Here is a 15,211-nt window from a genome sequence, read left to right on the forward strand (position 1 = left end):
CTCCCGAGAGACTGTATATAAATAACGCCACCCTTACTAATTCAAACGTTCCTCAACTCTCTTAGGAACCTTACTTGCAACACCTTTCTTCCTCATCGCCTTTCGATATTCAGCATAGTACGGCTTCGCCTCATCATGCTTTCCAAGTACCCAGAGAGAATCAGCAACATTAAGTTTCAAGGGCACTCTATCCGCCGCAACAGCCAACAAACGATTATAAATTTGCATTGCCAAAAGGTGCTCGCCACCTTGGGCAAAGTAGAACGCAATGTCATTATATTCAGATATATTTTTTTCAGGTGGATAGCACGCCATATAGGAGGCAATTCCCATGAAAACAGAGTCTCTTAATGCACTAGCGCGCGACTCATTCTCAGACACGCCAACCACATCAGAGATTAGTTGCTTCGGAGAAATTCCCCCATTAGAAAATTCGAAAACCCCTCCTTCCGCACTTTTCCATTTGTTGTCCAGCCATGCGCCGTCACATTGCTGAACTGAACCCACATTTTCGACACAGCCAGTTTCCAGCGAAACCATATCGCAGTATACCGGAGAGGAAACTATTTCACTCCCTTCCCCATCGACTACTTCTCCGGTATTTGTTCGCTGCACTATCACATATTTTTTATCGCCAGAGACAAGACCTATATCTGAGCTTGCAACGACTCCATTCTCATAACCCGCCAATTGAGTTGGGAGCGAGTATATGCTGAACCCATCTGTGGAGCCTTGATATTGCACATCATTCCACCCCCCATACTTCTCTTCATAATATTTAAAGCTTAAAGAACAACCTTTAAAACCAACAATTTTCAACGGCGCTGTATTTCCATAACTCGTATCAGTGAGCAAAAACACCAAACATGTGATCACACAGCACTTATTAAACATTTACTGCCACCTTTAAAAATGTGGGACAGACTTATTTTATCCCCAACTACAAAACCAAATTCACCCCTCCGACTAACTGTTATTTATCACCAGGTTCAACGTAATAAGTCTCAGCGTGCTTAAGCAACGACAGAAAGCTTCTCCTCAACTCATTAGTTTCCTTTTCCTCGCCACATGTCTCTATAAAAAAAACATGATTCCTGCCTGCCTCAAATGATGTGGTAAAACAAACGGAACCTAAAAAGTATACGCCCTCTACTCCAGACCAATTGCTACCAGAGTAGAGGTTTGCTTTTGATAGCGGATGCGATCCATTCCCAACTTTCAATCCATCTTTCTCTTGCGCATAATCGCCAGCTATTGCGTCCGCCAGAGTCATATCTTCGCAGCCGACCTTAATATCCCGCACCCTACCGTCTTTATATTTGTATTTAACAATAGTCTCGCCCTCACTTGTTTTCCCAGATGAGAAACCAGCGAAATCTTTTACCTTCATCACACAACCATTGCTTTCAACAACAAGATTCTCTCCAGCGTTCGCCAGAAAAAACGAGGACAATAAATACAAAGCGGCGACTTTAATCACTGTCTCTGCCTCTTAATAAATGAAGAAAAATGGGACAGATTTATTTATCGGCGACCGCACCACAAAGTGCCGAGCGCAACTAAACAAATCCATTCCCTTTTCCCTTTTTCGTTAAAGACTAGAAGAAGCTTCAGAGCGCTCAAATACTCGCGATGGAATTTTCGACTTTTTGTTTACCGACAGCATGAGTTTTTTATATTCAGAATATTGTTTTACGGCATCATTTTTATTGCCAACCGCCCAGTTTGAATCCGCCAAATTCAACCAAGCAACCGCTCTATTTGGCTGAGCAGTTACGATATCTTTTAGAAGCGGGATCGATTCCGCTGCTTGATTATTCTCCTGTAGAAAATAGGCATAATCATTTATCGCTGATACAACTACATCAGCCAATTCTTTGTCAGCCAGCCAAGCAGACTTATAATTTTCCGCATAAGCAGAAAGCCCGATGATCGCCTCCTCTTTTTTTCCTCTTTTAAACAACGACAGAGCATTGGCGTGAGCGAGACCAATCATTTCCGAATAAACAATTTTATGTTTCTTGTCATTGAGCAGAATCTTTCCATAGCGATTAACCAGACTATTATCTAATGCACAAATACCCACATCATCCACATCAGTTATAACTATCGCCGCGGAATCACTCTCAACGTTTATTTTTTTCCCCTGCGCTTGTTCTTCACTATAACTGTTTATGCCCGTGCTGACTGGAAAGAGGTTACCTTTAAAGCCTCCTTCTACAGCTGTTAAACTTGCTGCGATTACGCAACTACCTGACGTAGCCTGCCCATTATCGTTTCCCCCAGCAAGAACTAGCAACGAAGTACGTCCTTGCACCTCCGTTAAAGCTGCACTTCCTGAATCGGAAACGTAAAGCGCCAAACTGTTTTGAGCCATTGAAATACTGGCAAAAAGCACTGCAACAGCAAACATCAAAATATTAGTAGCCGCTTTCATCTTTCAACCGCCCCTGTGCTTTCGCCTTTTTTGAAACAAATCTAATGCCAAGCTTCAGTTTTTTGATTCGCAACAGCCTGCTCGCTTACTACTCCACCGTTCCCTTACTGCGCTCAGCCACTCGATCAGGAATCTTCGACCTCTTGGCCGCGCTGGTCATCAACAAGGCATACCGCTTGTAAGCCTGCGCCGCCCGCACTTTATCTTTCACGCCCCAGTAACTATCCGCGAGGTTCAGATAGGTCACTGTTCTGCCGGGGTTTCTGGCAATAACCGCGCTCAACAACACAATGGACTCATCGTAATAGCCGGACTCACCCAATAGAAAACCGACGTCGTTAGACCAGCCTGGCGATTGAGCGAAGTCATACTTTTGCGCGATGTAGCTGTGCGGATAACAGTGACCGCTGCCTCCATCCATCAGGAAATTCGCCATCACCGTCGAAACGGCCTCGGTCTGCCCTTTTCGATACAGCGCCAACGCCTTGTCGAGCTGTTCCGCGACGTCAGTCATCATCAGTTTTTTGTTGTCACCGGCAGATTTAATGCGCAAGCCAGAGAGCTGCTCAAACACCTTGCGCCCATCGAAAGATGCCAAAGACATTTCACCGATCAGGCTTTCGGGTACTTCTTCAACACTGACAACCGAGTGATCACAGGACTCGTTATTGACGACCTGTAATACATTTTTCAGCTCGAACTGCCTGGAACTTTTGTTGTAGCGAAACACCAGGTTGAAGTTATAAACGGCGTTATCTTCTTCGCTGCTGACCAGCACAAGGGCGTTTCCGGCTTCGGCAGAAGACTGCTTGACCGACACGGACTCGCCTTGCATATCGATGACCTTCAGCACGCCTGCCGGGTTGTTTATTACGCTGACGCTGAAGACATCGCTCATGGCCGTCGAGTATTGGCTCTCGATCAACGGCAATGCCTTGGAGGTATCCAGCAGGATGTCGTCACCGGTGCCGTGTTCAGGTGTGATCTGCAGACGGCGGAAGTCTGCCCCAGCATCACCGGACAGCACAGACACGTTTTGACGGGACGCATCACCCAATAAACTGGCCTGTTGCTGTTTGATCACCGTTGGCTGATGGGCGCTGGAACTCGGCTGCACGACCTCACCCGTACTCAGCGAAACTGTTTCTTTCAAGGGAAGCGCGCAGCCGGAATCACACGCCATCTTCAGAAACTCAGGCTCGTCAGTCCCCTCGAACACATAAGTTGACGCGCCATTGCGTTGCCCGTCGCTGTACACCGGGACACTGACCGCCAACGAACCGGTGGCCGAAGATGCAGGGGGTTGATCCGTAACCGTTACCACGCTGGCTTCAACGTCCTTGCAAAGGGTGTTGATGGCGGAATCCAGAAGCCCCTGCCCCGCTCCAGCAACCAACTTCGCATTGGCCGGACGGCAGTCATAGCCATGCCAGTACGGGCCAATCTGTGTAGAGATATCCAAGGAAAAAATATAGATATGGTTCAGGACGATCTCTTTACCGTCATAGCTGAAAACCACCCAACGGCGCGATTTGGCCGAAGAGTAATTCTCACTGTCCAGGATGTACTGTCTGCCGGATCGATACAGCGCGTTGGTAAACATCGCGCCAGTGTCTTCCGGGGCATCGAACAATCGCTTTCCTGAGTTGGCATCTAAAATATAGCCGTCTGCATTCAAAGCGACGGAACAACTGCCGGGCGTCTTGCCGTAAGGCTCACAGATCGTTGCGTGTGGAAGAACAAACTCAGCGGCGCCAGCGCCAAAACTCAACAGCGCCATCAGGTACATTGAAATCTTCAAGGTATGCAGCTTCACCACTGACACCCCTTCTCGGGAGAAAACTCAATCTGCGGGTGATGCTCAAACCCATAGTGTTTCTTGCTTTTGGCATTGGTGTACGCCATGCCGTAAATCAGCGCCCCTTGACGGACCATGACATATTCGCCCGTGACTGCGCCGCCAACGACCTCGACCCACGTGGTGGTAGTGGTGGATTGAAAAGGTCGGCCGTCGGACATTTCTTCTTGCTCGGTACTTTTGTAAACCAGCGGGATCGACTCTTTGGACGTCGCATACTTGGCCCCCGCCCCGCTCCACTTGGCGGCATGATCACTGTAGGCCCTGAACTCCAACTTTATGTCCTTGCCCTCCTGGGATCGAAAACAGGAAATTTCCGTTTCCACTTCGCTGTGAGCGAATGCGGGGAAGGCCAATAACATCAGCATCACTAACTTTTTCAAAGACAACTCCCTTTGCCAAATCGCTTATGAATCGGTGATTTTCAACAGCCGGAATTCGTTGTTCACAAACTCGTAATAGCGAGTTCGGTCGCGGTTCTTCAGCCGTTTACCCTTCATATCTTTTTCGGTATTGGCGGTGATGCCGGAGACGATGATCAAGTTGCTGTCGGGCTGGTAAGACAGCGTCAGCAAGTTGCCGTCGTAGGCATTGGGCAGACCCGTCGCGACCTCGCCGGTCTGCGCGTCCAGCACCTCGACACACATCGTGCTGCCACCACAGCCCACCCTGTGCAGAACGTAGTGCCCCGCGAAATTGACCTTGCCGGCGAGGGCTTGTGCTCGCGCTTGATCCATCCATTGGTTGCTGTTTTCCTGGGGCGCCAGGGCTTGGTTTGGACCAGCAAACACTTCGGTGACGGTGACGTCCGTGAAGGATGGATCGGCGGCGAAAGATAAAGAGGCTGCACCGGTCAGGATGCAACCCAATAAAATCGACAGTCCTTTCATGTTGTAACTCCTGAGCAAACCGATTATTCCCATTGGCAGCCTTTCTCCAAAGAGACTTCGGTGGCTGTATAAAAAAAACCGTATTCCTTTCCGCTCGACTTATTCGTGTAGCTCATCGAAACGATCATCCCCCCCTGACTCACCATTTCGTATGTACCCGTCACCTTTCCCTCAAGCACTTCAGACCATGTTCTTGTGAGCTCCCCTGGCCTATCCGGGCTCACTTCTTCAGATTGGCTGTCGGTTAAAACCAGAGGTATCGGAACACCGGATGACGCGTACTTAACAAAGCCACCCTCCAACTTGTTCGTAGTGTCGTAGTAGGTTCGAAGCTCGAATTTCACAGGGCTCCCGTCACCCATTTCAAAACACAGATTCTCCGACACAACCTCGCAGTGAGCCGTCAACGGCAACACGCCAATCACCAACAGCAGCAATCTTTTCACTTCAAATCCCTTGAAATAACCCGCCATTCAAATCGAGAAATCCTGCCGAGCATGTAGAGGGAATAGCTTTGCAGCGTGGCGCCGAATAGAGCGAGCCACCAGACTTGTTGCGCGCGGGGCGGTGGGTACGGCGTCGGCAACCCAGAGGGCTTTTCCGACCGTCACTAAAGCCGTCAATCCCGCTTAAGTACCTATTAGCCTGAATCAACTGATTGGGGATCAACTTACCATTGCTATGTCGCGCATAGGCATAAACTTGATACAGCGTACCGTAGGCCCCCATGCCTCTATGGTTAATTTCCCAAGAAACCAAAACAAAGACATTCTTTACATCCTGAACCGGATAAAAAAATATCGACTCGACCTTAGGCGGCGAACCAGCAACATCATATTTATCAACCAACTGTCTAGCCGATACTCCATCGTTATTTTTCACATCGAGGACTAGAGACACGGGATACTCTGCATCTCCCGTTTCCAAAACCAATAATTCCGCATTTTCGACAACAGTTGTTTTATAGGGGCCATCTATTACCGCTCCCCGCAGATAGAGGCTATCATCCTGCGCCACGGAAACCCTACAGAAGATAAATACCAATAATACAAAACAAAATTTACGCATCGTCCTTTTTGCCTCTCCTCGTTGTAAAAACTAATTTTTGCTAGGCGTAATGGCCTCAAATGACGCCTTTATATCAGATAACTTAGGATCACTTCTCAGGTTAGACCTAGGTATACATGCAGAAAATTTAACCGTGGTATCTTTCACACCCTTCAACCCATAGAAACAGTCGAACCACAGGCCTGTTTTGTCTAACGAAAATCTATTCTTGGCAGCAGCGACGTCTCCATCAGAGTTCCAAATCATAAAAGGAGACATTATTACTCGGACGGCAGCAGAACCCGATGCAGAGGGATGAACAAGATCTACCGAGCCCGTCTCAGACTCTTGATACAATACCTCGTCAACGGCATAGTTGTATATATACTTACCATGACGATCAAAACGTCCGGACATACTCAAACTCTTATCAAACTCAACCGGCTCTACAATAAAAACGTTCTCCTCAGTCAGTATATCCGGATTTAAATTAACGTTCGAGACCAAGTCCCCATAGCAAACCCCATTCTCAGCTCTCACGTTCAATTTAAAACCAGGAATCTCCGGAATTACAACTCCACACATATCCAGAGACTCGGTCTGAGCCACCGACGAAAGCGTAATGAAAGACAAGCCACCAAACAACATGAACAACACTTTCATTATAACGATCTCTTATGATAAGCGATCAAAGGAAAGAGACCAACTCTGATAGAGAAATAGCATGAACAAATGGGGGCAGATTTATTTATCAAAAGTCAAATTCATCTCACAAATAAATCCGTCCCCTTCACACCCCTTTACGCCTGTTAAGCGCATTAGTGCGTATCACAGCTCGGCCCACTGAGCGCTTCACCGTCAACATTAAACTTACATACCTCAGTAATGTCTGCGCCCTGTGTTAGAGACATAAGAGTTAGAGTGAATAAAAGTTCATTATTGGAAAACTCTCCTTTTTCCAGCACAACCTCCGAGAAATCAGTGTTGAAGCTTTTTCCAGAAATACTGCAAAAATCCATTGAGTTACTGGCAGCACCTTTGCCGCCTGGCTTTAGGACCTGAATTTTTATGCAAGGACTGCCCAGCGACTGATAGTAGCGAACCAACTTACCAGAAATGACAGCCGTATCGGCTTTATATATATTTACAACTGGATCTTTTTCATCCGCTGCCAAGGCGCAGCAGGAAAAAGCCAAACCTACCAACACCATTAAGTTTTTCATTTCTCACCTTATAGATAATTTTTACGCCTAGTAAAGCGATCTAACGGAACATTTGACCAATTGTTTTGATTGGACATAACAGACTTCAATTCAGCCCTATTGTTTTGAACGCAATTGGGCGGCGGTGATCGTTCGATCGGCCGCGTCGAATGCCAGCGCCGTTCGCAGGGCAATTTGTCGCGTGCCGAGCCACGCAAAGCGCCGTCGAACAGACGCTCCAGCGCAATCCCATGCTGATGAAAACGCGTTGATCAGCAAGGGCGGAGGTCAGGGAAAATGGGCATCCGAGGAAGGTTAAGTAAGTGCCATTCAAATCTGTCCCCTTTCGCTTTTCTAATTCGACAACTTCAAAAGCCGGTGTACCAACGTCTCGCCGGGACTCCAATCACGCAGAGTCGGCAACAACCCCTTGTTCCGGCTTTTTTCATAATCATCCGCGCCGTCCGGAACGACCAACTCATCCCACACGAAATAGACATTTGCAGCGACACCCGTCTTTACGTAGTACTTGGGCGATTCCCCCCGCGAATCCGTTTCGAAATAGGCAGGAAGCGGATTATCTGAAAACACCATCGCCGCGTTCACGTGAGTCACGGGTGAGTCTGGGCCAGCGAGAAACCTGACCTGAACAACCAAGGTAGGAGGGAATACCGACATCCAAAGGTCATCGACTTGCCCGAGGTCCACGACACCCGGCAAAACTGGAGCAAGCAGGGTGATATTCGTCAAATCCCATTCGTCTCCACCCGCACGTAGAGACATGACGGGTTCCTGATCAGAAAAATCGCGAATCTCCTGGGTTACCAGCGCAGCCGCTGCTTTGGAAGAGTCGATTGCCGTGATAACGCCTGTGCCGTTGTTATCGCTCCCCGTGTCCCCGCAGGCGCCGAGTAGAAGGAAAGTGAAGAACCAAAAGAAATACTTCATAGTGCGTGCTACTTTTTCCTTAACTTTTATATAGAAATCCTGTAATGCCGACTTGATATCAGTGCCGCCGGCGATACAGTTAAGTCCGCACTCCCCTTGTAAGATTTTAATGGAGTGCTTTTATCGAAGGATCCTTATAACTTGAATTAACGTCGATACCCGCATCCCTCGCCTTTGTCTCAAGCTCATCTCGCTGTTTCTTATATTTTAAAAGCAGATCAGGTAACAAATCTGTCCAGCGCGTCTTATCGGATTCCTTACTAAACTCAGATACCCAATACTCACGTTCGCTCATGAATTTCAAAGAGATCAAATAGGTGCCTCGCTGCGTTGGATCCGAATCAGAGTTACGACGCCATGCCTTCAGGGTCAAATAATTGCCATCACTATAAAAATTCCAATCATAACAATCGTCGACCTTTAACCATTGGTCTATATTCATCTTGTAGTCAGGATCAAGCCATGGATGGCTTTTTACATAAACGCCAAGCACATCGCCGGGATTCACTATTTTTTCCGCCTGCGAGCCTGGGATGCGCGGATCGTATGGTGCAAAGTAATGTTTCCAACCTGACGCTTTAATTTCTTTTATCAGGCTATATAAAAACGCCTGATTTTCTTCATGCTGACTATTGTCTGGAAGACCTCGAACCATCAATTCAAGATTTTCTATATCACCCCCAACATCACCATCAATCGACGTTTTCACATCTGTAACGTGTTCAATTTTTAACGATTTATTAACAATCACAGTAGGAAGGTCCGCATCTGCAGCCGACTTGCTAATTTTGTACCAGCACATATTTACTTGCGGCATGCACTCTTTTCGAAATTCCACTGGGCTTTCGGACAATACTTTTGTCATCGCTTCTGACAATTTAATTTCGATTACAGCAGTCGTGCCGGCCATACTATTACTCCTGGTATCTTTTTCATCACCGCATGCGCTAAGCAGAAAAAATAATAAAATAAAAAACATCTTCATTTTTGATTTTTCCAACTGGCGATTGTTTCAATCTCACCTTCCATATACGTTAATTTTTTATCCATCAGTTCGTGATACTGACCGGCAATAGCAGTAATAAATACCATTCGTTCGCGCTCATTGTATAAGTTGCCATCTTTCATCTGCACTCTCAGCTCCGGATCTTCAACGTCACACGCCGTACTAAAGGCGGCGGCGCGGACTGGCACAAAAGGTGCCCATTCAAACGCGGCCTGGACCTTCAATGTCGTCTGGAAAAAATAGTCGTTATAGATTAATGGCTGCAGTATTCTGCGCTGCTCATGATCCGCAATAGCAAGCAATGATTTTAGTTGCACAGCCCTTCTAGCTGAGCCACTGGCTATGGTTTCAGATTCACGATACGGTCAAATCCCTTCTTTACATCAGGCGTTAAAGAAAGATTTTTTAATACAGGCAGAGCCTCCTCTGCCCAAGGCAAACTGTCTATGTTCATCTGCACTTGTGCATCACAGCTTTTCGCATTGCGAACGGGCGCACAATCCTCAAATTGCTCTGGATACTTCTTGTAAAACCAATGCCACACAAAGATGTCCTGAAACAGCCAGAAATTGCCTTTCCCAAGCCCTTTCTTGCCAATTCTTAGTGGCGGTTGGCCAACAGGGGGTATTCCAATGGTCAGGTAAGGCTCGGCAGGAATGAAATCCAATCCGCACCTAACCTGTTTACTGGCAAAGGCAGCCAGGCCCATCCAATAAAACCGACCGTTCAAATCCGGTTTCCCATCTTCGCCGCGCTCCAGGTAGAACTCGGCGTAAGCAGCTGCGATACGCGCAGCCCGAGCACCAAAATCTGAAACCAAAACCATTTTTGTCGATTTGGAGAAAAAGCTCTTCTCCGGCACGCTTAATCGACTGATTGCTTCCTGCTGTCCCATTGTCCACAGCTTGTCGCACTTCAAGGCAACGTCTTGAACAGAGCAACTCTGATTATTGGTTTTAAACGTAGCTACGGGTGCGCTCATTTATTCCTACTCGCTTCGTAATCATCAGAACCTGGCGGCACAATCAGTTCGTCCTACATCAGATGGATTTCTGCGGTCTCGGCAGTGTCCGTTTCGATACGAGGATGAAGGCCGTCTGCATTGCTTTTGGAAATTTTCGGAGCAACTGAGGAAGGGACAATAACTGCAGCCTTCACGGATTTGATGGGTTTTCCAAGCCCTGTCAAAAAGCGGATCTGCTCGTCGAACTTCTCACTATTGGCAGTACCGGCTTTAAGCGTATTCCCCGCCCGAGCCTGATCCGCAATCAACGGCAAGTCCGGTACCAAAATACCAATCCCCGTCCCACTCCCACTCCCCGCCGCCCCACCGGCATTAAAAACTTCACCGTCTTGGCCGACCACAGAACCATAGATAGCCTGACTAACCAGCAACGTTTTCTTGTCAGGGCTTAGCCAGCCGTCATCTGTATCAACACCAACGTCGGCAACGTAGAGCGAAAAAGCTTTATCCTTCGCGGTAAACAAGGCCGTCGCCGACTCTGCAACGGGTCTGCTCCATGACTTTGTCTTCAGCGTCAATGTGTGCCCGTCGACTCCAATTATTTGGGTTTCCTTGGCAAAAGTACTGGCTACGGTACACAGGCTGACGATAATCAGCGCGCACTTACGGCTGGCCATACCGTGGGGCTTTTTTCGTCCGGATGATTCGGGGTAGTGCGTTGTTGTATGCTCACTCGAAAGCAATGCTCATCAAAAAACGGAACTAAAAAGGAACAGATCTATTTACCGGCAGCTAGCCTACCCGCAATAAATCCGCCTCTATTTTACCCTTTTTTTCACAAACTTACCTGAGAACAAACCGACTTGCTGTCACCACCCGCCAATTAAGTCTCCCTATCGAACCAAGCAATACTTTTAAATAAGATATATCAGCCTCATAAAATGCATTGCACTGCGAAACAACTACATAATTTGAATCTATCTGCTTCTCGAGAGTAGTGCAAACTACGCCTGCTCCTTCCTCTCCACCTTGCCCCTCATATACGACATCCTTCATATCCAACAACTTCCAACCTGTTTCCGCAAACTTCAGTTTCGCCGCAGCGGATGCATCATCATAGTGCAGAATTGCTTCTGGATAGGGCAATTCAATAAAGTTATTGTATCGCGGCTGAGCTCCATCCCCCACAGCCTTCAACACCAAACCAAAATCATCACCACTTACAATATACGTAGGTAAGTTTTCAAGATTCGTTTCATAAGAAGGTTGACCAGATGGCGTCAACTTCAATATATTCAGGCCGTCTTTCTGCGTACAGCTGACAAGCTTAAGTTTAAATCGTAAATCGTCAAATGCACAATTCCGCTCCTCAGCACATGCTGAAATCGAAAAAAGCACGACACAGAACAAACCTAACGCAGAGATGTTAACTTTATACTTTGTCACTTAACACGCTCCACATAGACACAAGTGCATTTTGTCTTTCGACATCATGTTCTGGAGTACTATTGAAAAGTGGGGACAGATTTATTTATCGACAGCCAAATCTGCTTTACAAATAAATCTGCCCCTTTTCATTTTTAGTGGCCAGATCAATAGATTGGCATCTGAAATCGCATTCTCGCCATACATCTCCCTGGCATTTCCCCATACAACTTCTGAGTCATGGCGCAATTTTTTTCCGCATACTCTTTCCATGCAGGGCCAAAGTCTACATCCCCTGCAACGTAGTCAACTGCTTTGGCGTAATCCATGGCAGTAGCTTTTTCGTTGACAACTGAAACCGCCTTGTAAAAACCATCTCCAATTACACCGGTACGGAGATATATGAGTTCACTCAAGCGAAAACTTGTCAGCTGTTTCATGCAGGAAAGCTTTTCTATCGGAGCTTCTTCACCAGAAGCCCCGTCGCTTTCGTCATTGCAATATCCATCTTTCAACTTAATCCAGTTTTTTTGCGTGACCAGCAATTCAGACTTTAATGATCCATCTAACTCCGACGCTAATACCTTGTACTGTTCATTAAGAACTTTATCAACTTTTACAAACACTGCCTGCGAGCAGGTAACAATCTCCTGATTCGTTAAACTTTCAGAATTACATTTTACATCCGCCACTGCAAAACCCATCGAAACGGATAAAATAGAGAGAACAGCAAACGACTTATGAATTATTTCCAGCAGTTGCATTTTAGTGCCTCCTCAAAAAAAACCGCTTCTTTTTCGCGTCTTGTCACCAAGCCAGCAGTTTCAGGCGCATCCTCCCAAAGCCTTTTCATACTGCGAAGACGTGAAGGAATCAACTCTGGTTTATCGCTATCAAAATCTTCTTTTATTTGTTTCATTTCTAGACGTGCTAACGTTTTGGCAGGAGTGCTGCCGCTTAACGCATTACCTCTATTTACAACGAGGGAAAGCAACACACCCTGACAGTCTGGATGTAAATTTATCGCTTTAGGGTACACATTCACAACCTGCTGCGCATATCGTCTCTTCATAATGACAGCAAGCTTAAGCGCGTTATCTTTATTTATCGATATAGAACTCACATTATGGACAAAGTCTCTTGCATCTTGGCCTTTTTTACCTAACGCCCCTTTCAAACTTTCGATTTCACTTTCTGTGTAGAGATCTGTAAGCTCAGCATCTACCGTAGCCGCAGTTTGCTGCCCAAGATCATACCCATAACCGATTGTCACGCCACTACCATTATCGGCCAAAGCATACGGATGCTCTCTATACGCTTCCGTCGCCAAAAGAAACTCGAACAGCTTCTTGGAAACTACATAAGGCCCAACCGTCGTTTCCAAAGTGTAGACTTCCGATTTACACTTTTCAGGACATCCAGACTGGAAATTCCCCAACAATCCAATGGGGTTAATATGTTGGACGCTCGCAGCGCTGGTGATACCGCTGACTCCTACTAGTTTATCCCACCAACTCAAACGTTCAATCCGCGCCTTTTCCTCAACCCACCCCTTATGCGGGTCTGAGTCGCTGTGCCCCATCAGTTCATCGAGGGCGTCCCACTTATCCCTTTTGAACTGCCACTCGCTCTCATAACGAGTAACCATCTGAGAGATTGGTTGAGAAAACCAAGGCTTACTTAATGCTTCTTTTATTTCCGATGGGTTAAGTTTTTTATCGCCATTCTTATCGAGAATTTTATACAACCGCTGTTTCGCAGGTCCGTCGTTAGCGGTCCCGACATTCGGTAGGTAAGTCGCGCGCTCTTCTTCACTTAAACTTTCCTGTGCATGCAGGAATGCAGCCAGATGATCTTCATTACTGACGGTTTCCTCGATAAAAGTGAAACCTTCCCACTCAAACGGCGAATGACGTGTCAACGTGATATCTGGCTCCGCAAACCAGCCGTTGATTTCGTTGCCCTCCGCATCTCCGAGTAATCCATCCAGACGCCACCAAAGCGTGTAGGTCGTGGTCCCCGCCATAACAATAGGTACTTTGATTTTCTTCTCGGCAGGCAATGCTTCAAGGACTCCGACAGGAACCAAATAGTCAGAACCGACCTTTTTGTGTGCATCGGTCACTTTAGGTGGGTTCGTTGCGCTCATGCCTTGTACGTGAGTAATCAATGGGCTGTCTTTTGGAATCTTAAGCAGTGTCTTTTCCTTTGCCGGCAAGCTAGCAGCCTTGGACTTGCTCAACTCTGTAAATGCCTTGACGTCCTCGCAGCTGAAAACTTCCAGGTGCAACAGGTTCTTGGAAGCAGGATCAGAGTGGTTCTGATACTTCCCTACATGACCAATCAGGCTCCCAGCTTTTACAGGGAATGGGCGCTCCAGGACATGGACCGCATTTTTTTCTGCCGGCTCACTTTTTGTCTCAAGAAGCCCTTCCCAGATAAAACCAAGCACGCCGTTGGCTGCGGTCAACGCAGGACGGGGATTTCCACTGACGATTTCCAATAGCTTCTGATATTTTCCGCTTGTTCCGTCATTGCCGATCTTCACTTGAGTTCCAATCGGCAAAATGGATGTTGTAGCACTCGATTGGTTGGCCGCAGCATGCACGGCGAGGCCTTTTTGAGGCGGAGTCATCGCGTCTTTGGCAGCACTACCGATGACGTAACTATTGGGTGTAGTACCCGCTGTCATTTCTTTTTTGAAGACCCAACCGGTTCCCGACGGAAGGCTGGCATCAGCGGGTGTGACACTCACAACCTTGAGCCACCCATGATCCTCTTCGCCTGTTTCTACAACGGTGCCTCGGGGCAATACGGCCAATACAGTGCCATAGCCAGGTTTACCCTTCTGCTCCTGACGAACCCTCAATCCAAGGATTTCGTCTTTCACTGTAGATTTAACCTGCCAAGTTCCACCGCTCCAGAAGGCCGGTCGGCCCAAGGCAGGGGTTTCGTTGTATGTCTTCCAATCTAACAAATGCATGTAAAGACTAAAAAAGGTGAGACTGGGCTGCGGGGCCGCTGCTGCTGGTTGCGCGCCAGCAGCAGGTGCTGGCGCAGGAGGGGCGGGAACCTCGAGACGATGCTTAACCAACACAAAGCCAGTTGAAAATACCGAGTGCGAGGAGCCGAAATCAGATTTTGGATAGGTCTCATCAATCCGATAAGCCACAACCTCACCATCAGCGATGCATCTGACTTCAGTCAGATCCTTCACCAATCCAGTGTCCTCATCAAAGTGAACACCGCCGTGCCAAAGGCCATTCGCCCCTAATGGGTAGTAACCATCTTTTGCCTTGGCTAGCGCCTTATAGAACTGCTGCGGATCGGTCGCTTCTGCAGCCCCAACTTTCAGCGGATACGCCCATTTCTCAACTTTGCTTGTTGTTGTCTCAGTCATTACCAATTACCTGAATTCTGTCCCTGGTGGCTTG

Annotated in this window: 17 protein-coding genes and 1 pseudogene; all 18 read right to left on the bottom strand. The window is 47.3% G+C overall.

What is annotated here, in order from left to right:
* Positions 1–36: 36 nt before the first annotated feature.
* Complete coding sequence (locus ACM1ZW_RS08190) at positions 37–894, bottom strand: tetratricopeptide repeat protein (RefSeq protein ID WP_416740390.1); 858 nt, start codon at positions 892–894, stop codon at positions 37–39.
* A 79-nt stretch (positions 895–973) separates the two neighbouring features.
* Positions 974–1,480, bottom strand: a complete 507-nt coding sequence (locus ACM1ZW_RS08195) for a hypothetical protein (protein WP_414877958.1) — start codon at positions 1,478–1,480, stop codon at positions 974–976.
* A 111-nt stretch (positions 1,481–1,591) separates the two neighbouring features.
* Complete coding sequence (locus ACM1ZW_RS08200) at positions 1,592–2,437, bottom strand: tetratricopeptide repeat protein (RefSeq protein WP_017341505.1); 846 nt, start codon at positions 2,435–2,437, stop codon at positions 1,592–1,594.
* Between the two features lie 88 nt (positions 2,438–2,525).
* The gene (locus ACM1ZW_RS08205; RefSeq protein WP_416740391.1) at positions 2,526–4,253 is read right to left on the bottom strand and encodes a tetratricopeptide repeat protein; all 1,728 of its coding nucleotides are present in this window, start codon (positions 4,251–4,253) and stop codon (positions 2,526–2,528) included.
* Positions 4,250–4,678, bottom strand: coding sequence for a hypothetical protein (locus ACM1ZW_RS08210; RefSeq protein ID WP_414877959.1), 429 nt, complete (start codon positions 4,676–4,678; stop codon positions 4,250–4,252). The genes ACM1ZW_RS08205 and ACM1ZW_RS08210 overlap by 4 nt, the downstream gene beginning before the upstream one ends.
* A gap of 24 nt (positions 4,679–4,702) precedes the next feature.
* Positions 4,703–5,185, bottom strand: coding sequence for a hypothetical protein (locus ACM1ZW_RS08215; RefSeq protein ID WP_017341508.1), 483 nt, complete (start codon positions 5,183–5,185; stop codon positions 4,703–4,705).
* A gap of 23 nt (positions 5,186–5,208) precedes the next feature.
* A complete protein-coding gene (locus tag ACM1ZW_RS08220; protein ID WP_017341509.1) occupies positions 5,209–5,658 on the bottom strand; it encodes a hypothetical protein in 450 nt (149 codons plus the stop codon).
* Positions 5,659–5,669: 11 nt separating this feature from the next.
* Positions 5,670–5,769 (bottom strand): annotated as a pseudogene (locus ACM1ZW_RS08225) (cell division protein); the annotation flags it as partial.
* 514 nt (positions 5,770–6,283) lie between these two features.
* Positions 6,284–6,895 (bottom strand): hypothetical protein, encoded by a 612-nt coding sequence (locus ACM1ZW_RS08230; protein WP_416740392.1) that lies wholly within the window; start codon positions 6,893–6,895, stop codon positions 6,284–6,286.
* Positions 6,896–7,050: 155 nt separating this feature from the next.
* Positions 7,051–7,455, bottom strand: a complete 405-nt coding sequence (locus ACM1ZW_RS08235; protein ID WP_144425200.1) for a hypothetical protein — start codon at positions 7,453–7,455, stop codon at positions 7,051–7,053.
* Between the two features lie 333 nt (positions 7,456–7,788).
* Entirely contained in the window at positions 7,789–8,382 is a 594-nt protein-coding gene (locus tag ACM1ZW_RS08240) for a hypothetical protein (RefSeq protein ID WP_416740393.1), read from the bottom strand.
* 106 nt (positions 8,383–8,488) lie between these two features.
* Positions 8,489–9,367, bottom strand: a complete 879-nt coding sequence (locus tag ACM1ZW_RS08245; protein WP_416740394.1) for a hypothetical protein — start codon at positions 9,365–9,367, stop codon at positions 8,489–8,491.
* The gene (locus ACM1ZW_RS08250; RefSeq protein WP_416740395.1) at positions 9,364–9,705 is read right to left on the bottom strand and encodes a DUF2515 family protein; all 342 of its coding nucleotides are present in this window, start codon (positions 9,703–9,705) and stop codon (positions 9,364–9,366) included. The genes ACM1ZW_RS08245 and ACM1ZW_RS08250 overlap by 4 nt, the downstream gene beginning before the upstream one ends.
* 23 nt (positions 9,706–9,728) lie before the next feature.
* On the bottom strand, positions 9,729–10,370 hold the full coding sequence (locus tag ACM1ZW_RS08255; RefSeq protein WP_416740396.1) for a DUF2515 family protein: 642 nt from the start codon (positions 10,368–10,370) through the stop codon (positions 9,729–9,731).
* A gap of 53 nt (positions 10,371–10,423) precedes the next feature.
* The gene (locus tag ACM1ZW_RS08260) at positions 10,424–11,029 is read right to left on the bottom strand and encodes a hypothetical protein (RefSeq protein ID WP_017341522.1); all 606 of its coding nucleotides are present in this window, start codon (positions 11,027–11,029) and stop codon (positions 10,424–10,426) included.
* Between the two features lie 166 nt (positions 11,030–11,195).
* Positions 11,196–11,798 (bottom strand): hypothetical protein, encoded by a 603-nt coding sequence (locus tag ACM1ZW_RS08265; protein WP_416740397.1) that lies wholly within the window; start codon positions 11,796–11,798, stop codon positions 11,196–11,198.
* 146 nt (positions 11,799–11,944) lie between these two features.
* Positions 11,945–12,541: a lysozyme inhibitor LprI family protein gene (locus ACM1ZW_RS08270; RefSeq protein ID WP_017341524.1), complete on the bottom strand. Its 597-nt coding sequence runs from the start codon at positions 12,539–12,541 to the stop codon at positions 11,945–11,947.
* Positions 12,523–15,177: a pesticin C-terminus-like muramidase gene (locus ACM1ZW_RS08275; RefSeq protein ID WP_416740398.1), complete on the bottom strand. Its 2,655-nt coding sequence runs from the start codon at positions 15,175–15,177 to the stop codon at positions 12,523–12,525. The genes ACM1ZW_RS08270 and ACM1ZW_RS08275 overlap by 19 nt, the downstream gene beginning before the upstream one ends.
* Positions 15,178–15,211 lie beyond the last annotated feature (34 nt).

The organism is Pseudomonas sp. NFX71, from assembly GCF_048079215.1.
GTDB classification, from domain to species: domain Bacteria; phylum Pseudomonadota; class Gammaproteobacteria; order Pseudomonadales; family Pseudomonadaceae; genus Aquipseudomonas; species Aquipseudomonas fluorescens_B.

Excerpts from the sequence above, each read along its gene's own strand:
- ACM1ZW_RS08260 (WP_017341522.1), bottom strand. The coding sequence starts at position 11,029 with ATGGCCAGCCGTAAGTGCGCGCTGATTATCGTCAGCCTGTGTACCGTA.
- ACM1ZW_RS08240 (WP_416740393.1), bottom strand. The coding sequence starts at position 8,382 with ATGAAGTATTTCTTTTGGTTCTTCACTTTCCTTCTACTCGGCGCCTGC.
- ACM1ZW_RS08255 (WP_416740396.1), bottom strand. The coding sequence starts at position 10,370 with ATGAGCGCACCCGTAGCTACGTTTAAAACCAATAATCAGAGTTGCTCT.
- ACM1ZW_RS08220 (WP_017341509.1), bottom strand. The coding sequence starts at position 5,658 with ATGGCGGGTTATTTCAAGGGATTTGAAGTGAAAAGATTGCTGCTGTTG.
- ACM1ZW_RS08275 (WP_416740398.1), bottom strand. The coding sequence starts at position 15,177 with ATGACTGAGACAACAACAAGCAAAGTTGAGAAATGGGCGTATCCGCTG.
- ACM1ZW_RS08190 (WP_416740390.1), bottom strand. The coding sequence starts at position 894 with ATGTTTAATAAGTGCTGTGTGATCACATGTTTGGTGTTTTTGCTCACT.
- ACM1ZW_RS08245 (WP_416740394.1), bottom strand. The coding sequence starts at position 9,367 with ATGAAGATGTTTTTTATTTTATTATTTTTTCTGCTTAGCGCATGCGGT.
- ACM1ZW_RS08200 (WP_017341505.1), bottom strand. The coding sequence starts at position 2,437 with ATGAAAGCGGCTACTAATATTTTGATGTTTGCTGTTGCAGTGCTTTTT.
- ACM1ZW_RS08235 (WP_144425200.1), bottom strand. The coding sequence starts at position 7,455 with ATGAAAAACTTAATGGTGTTGGTAGGTTTGGCTTTTTCCTGCTGCGCC.
- ACM1ZW_RS08230 (WP_416740392.1), bottom strand. The coding sequence starts at position 6,895 with ATGAAAGTGTTGTTCATGTTGTTTGGTGGCTTGTCTTTCATTACGCTT.
- ACM1ZW_RS08215 (WP_017341508.1), bottom strand. The coding sequence starts at position 5,185 with ATGAAAGGACTGTCGATTTTATTGGGTTGCATCCTGACCGGTGCAGCC.
- ACM1ZW_RS08270 (WP_017341524.1), bottom strand. The coding sequence starts at position 12,541 with ATGCAACTGCTGGAAATAATTCATAAGTCGTTTGCTGTTCTCTCTATT.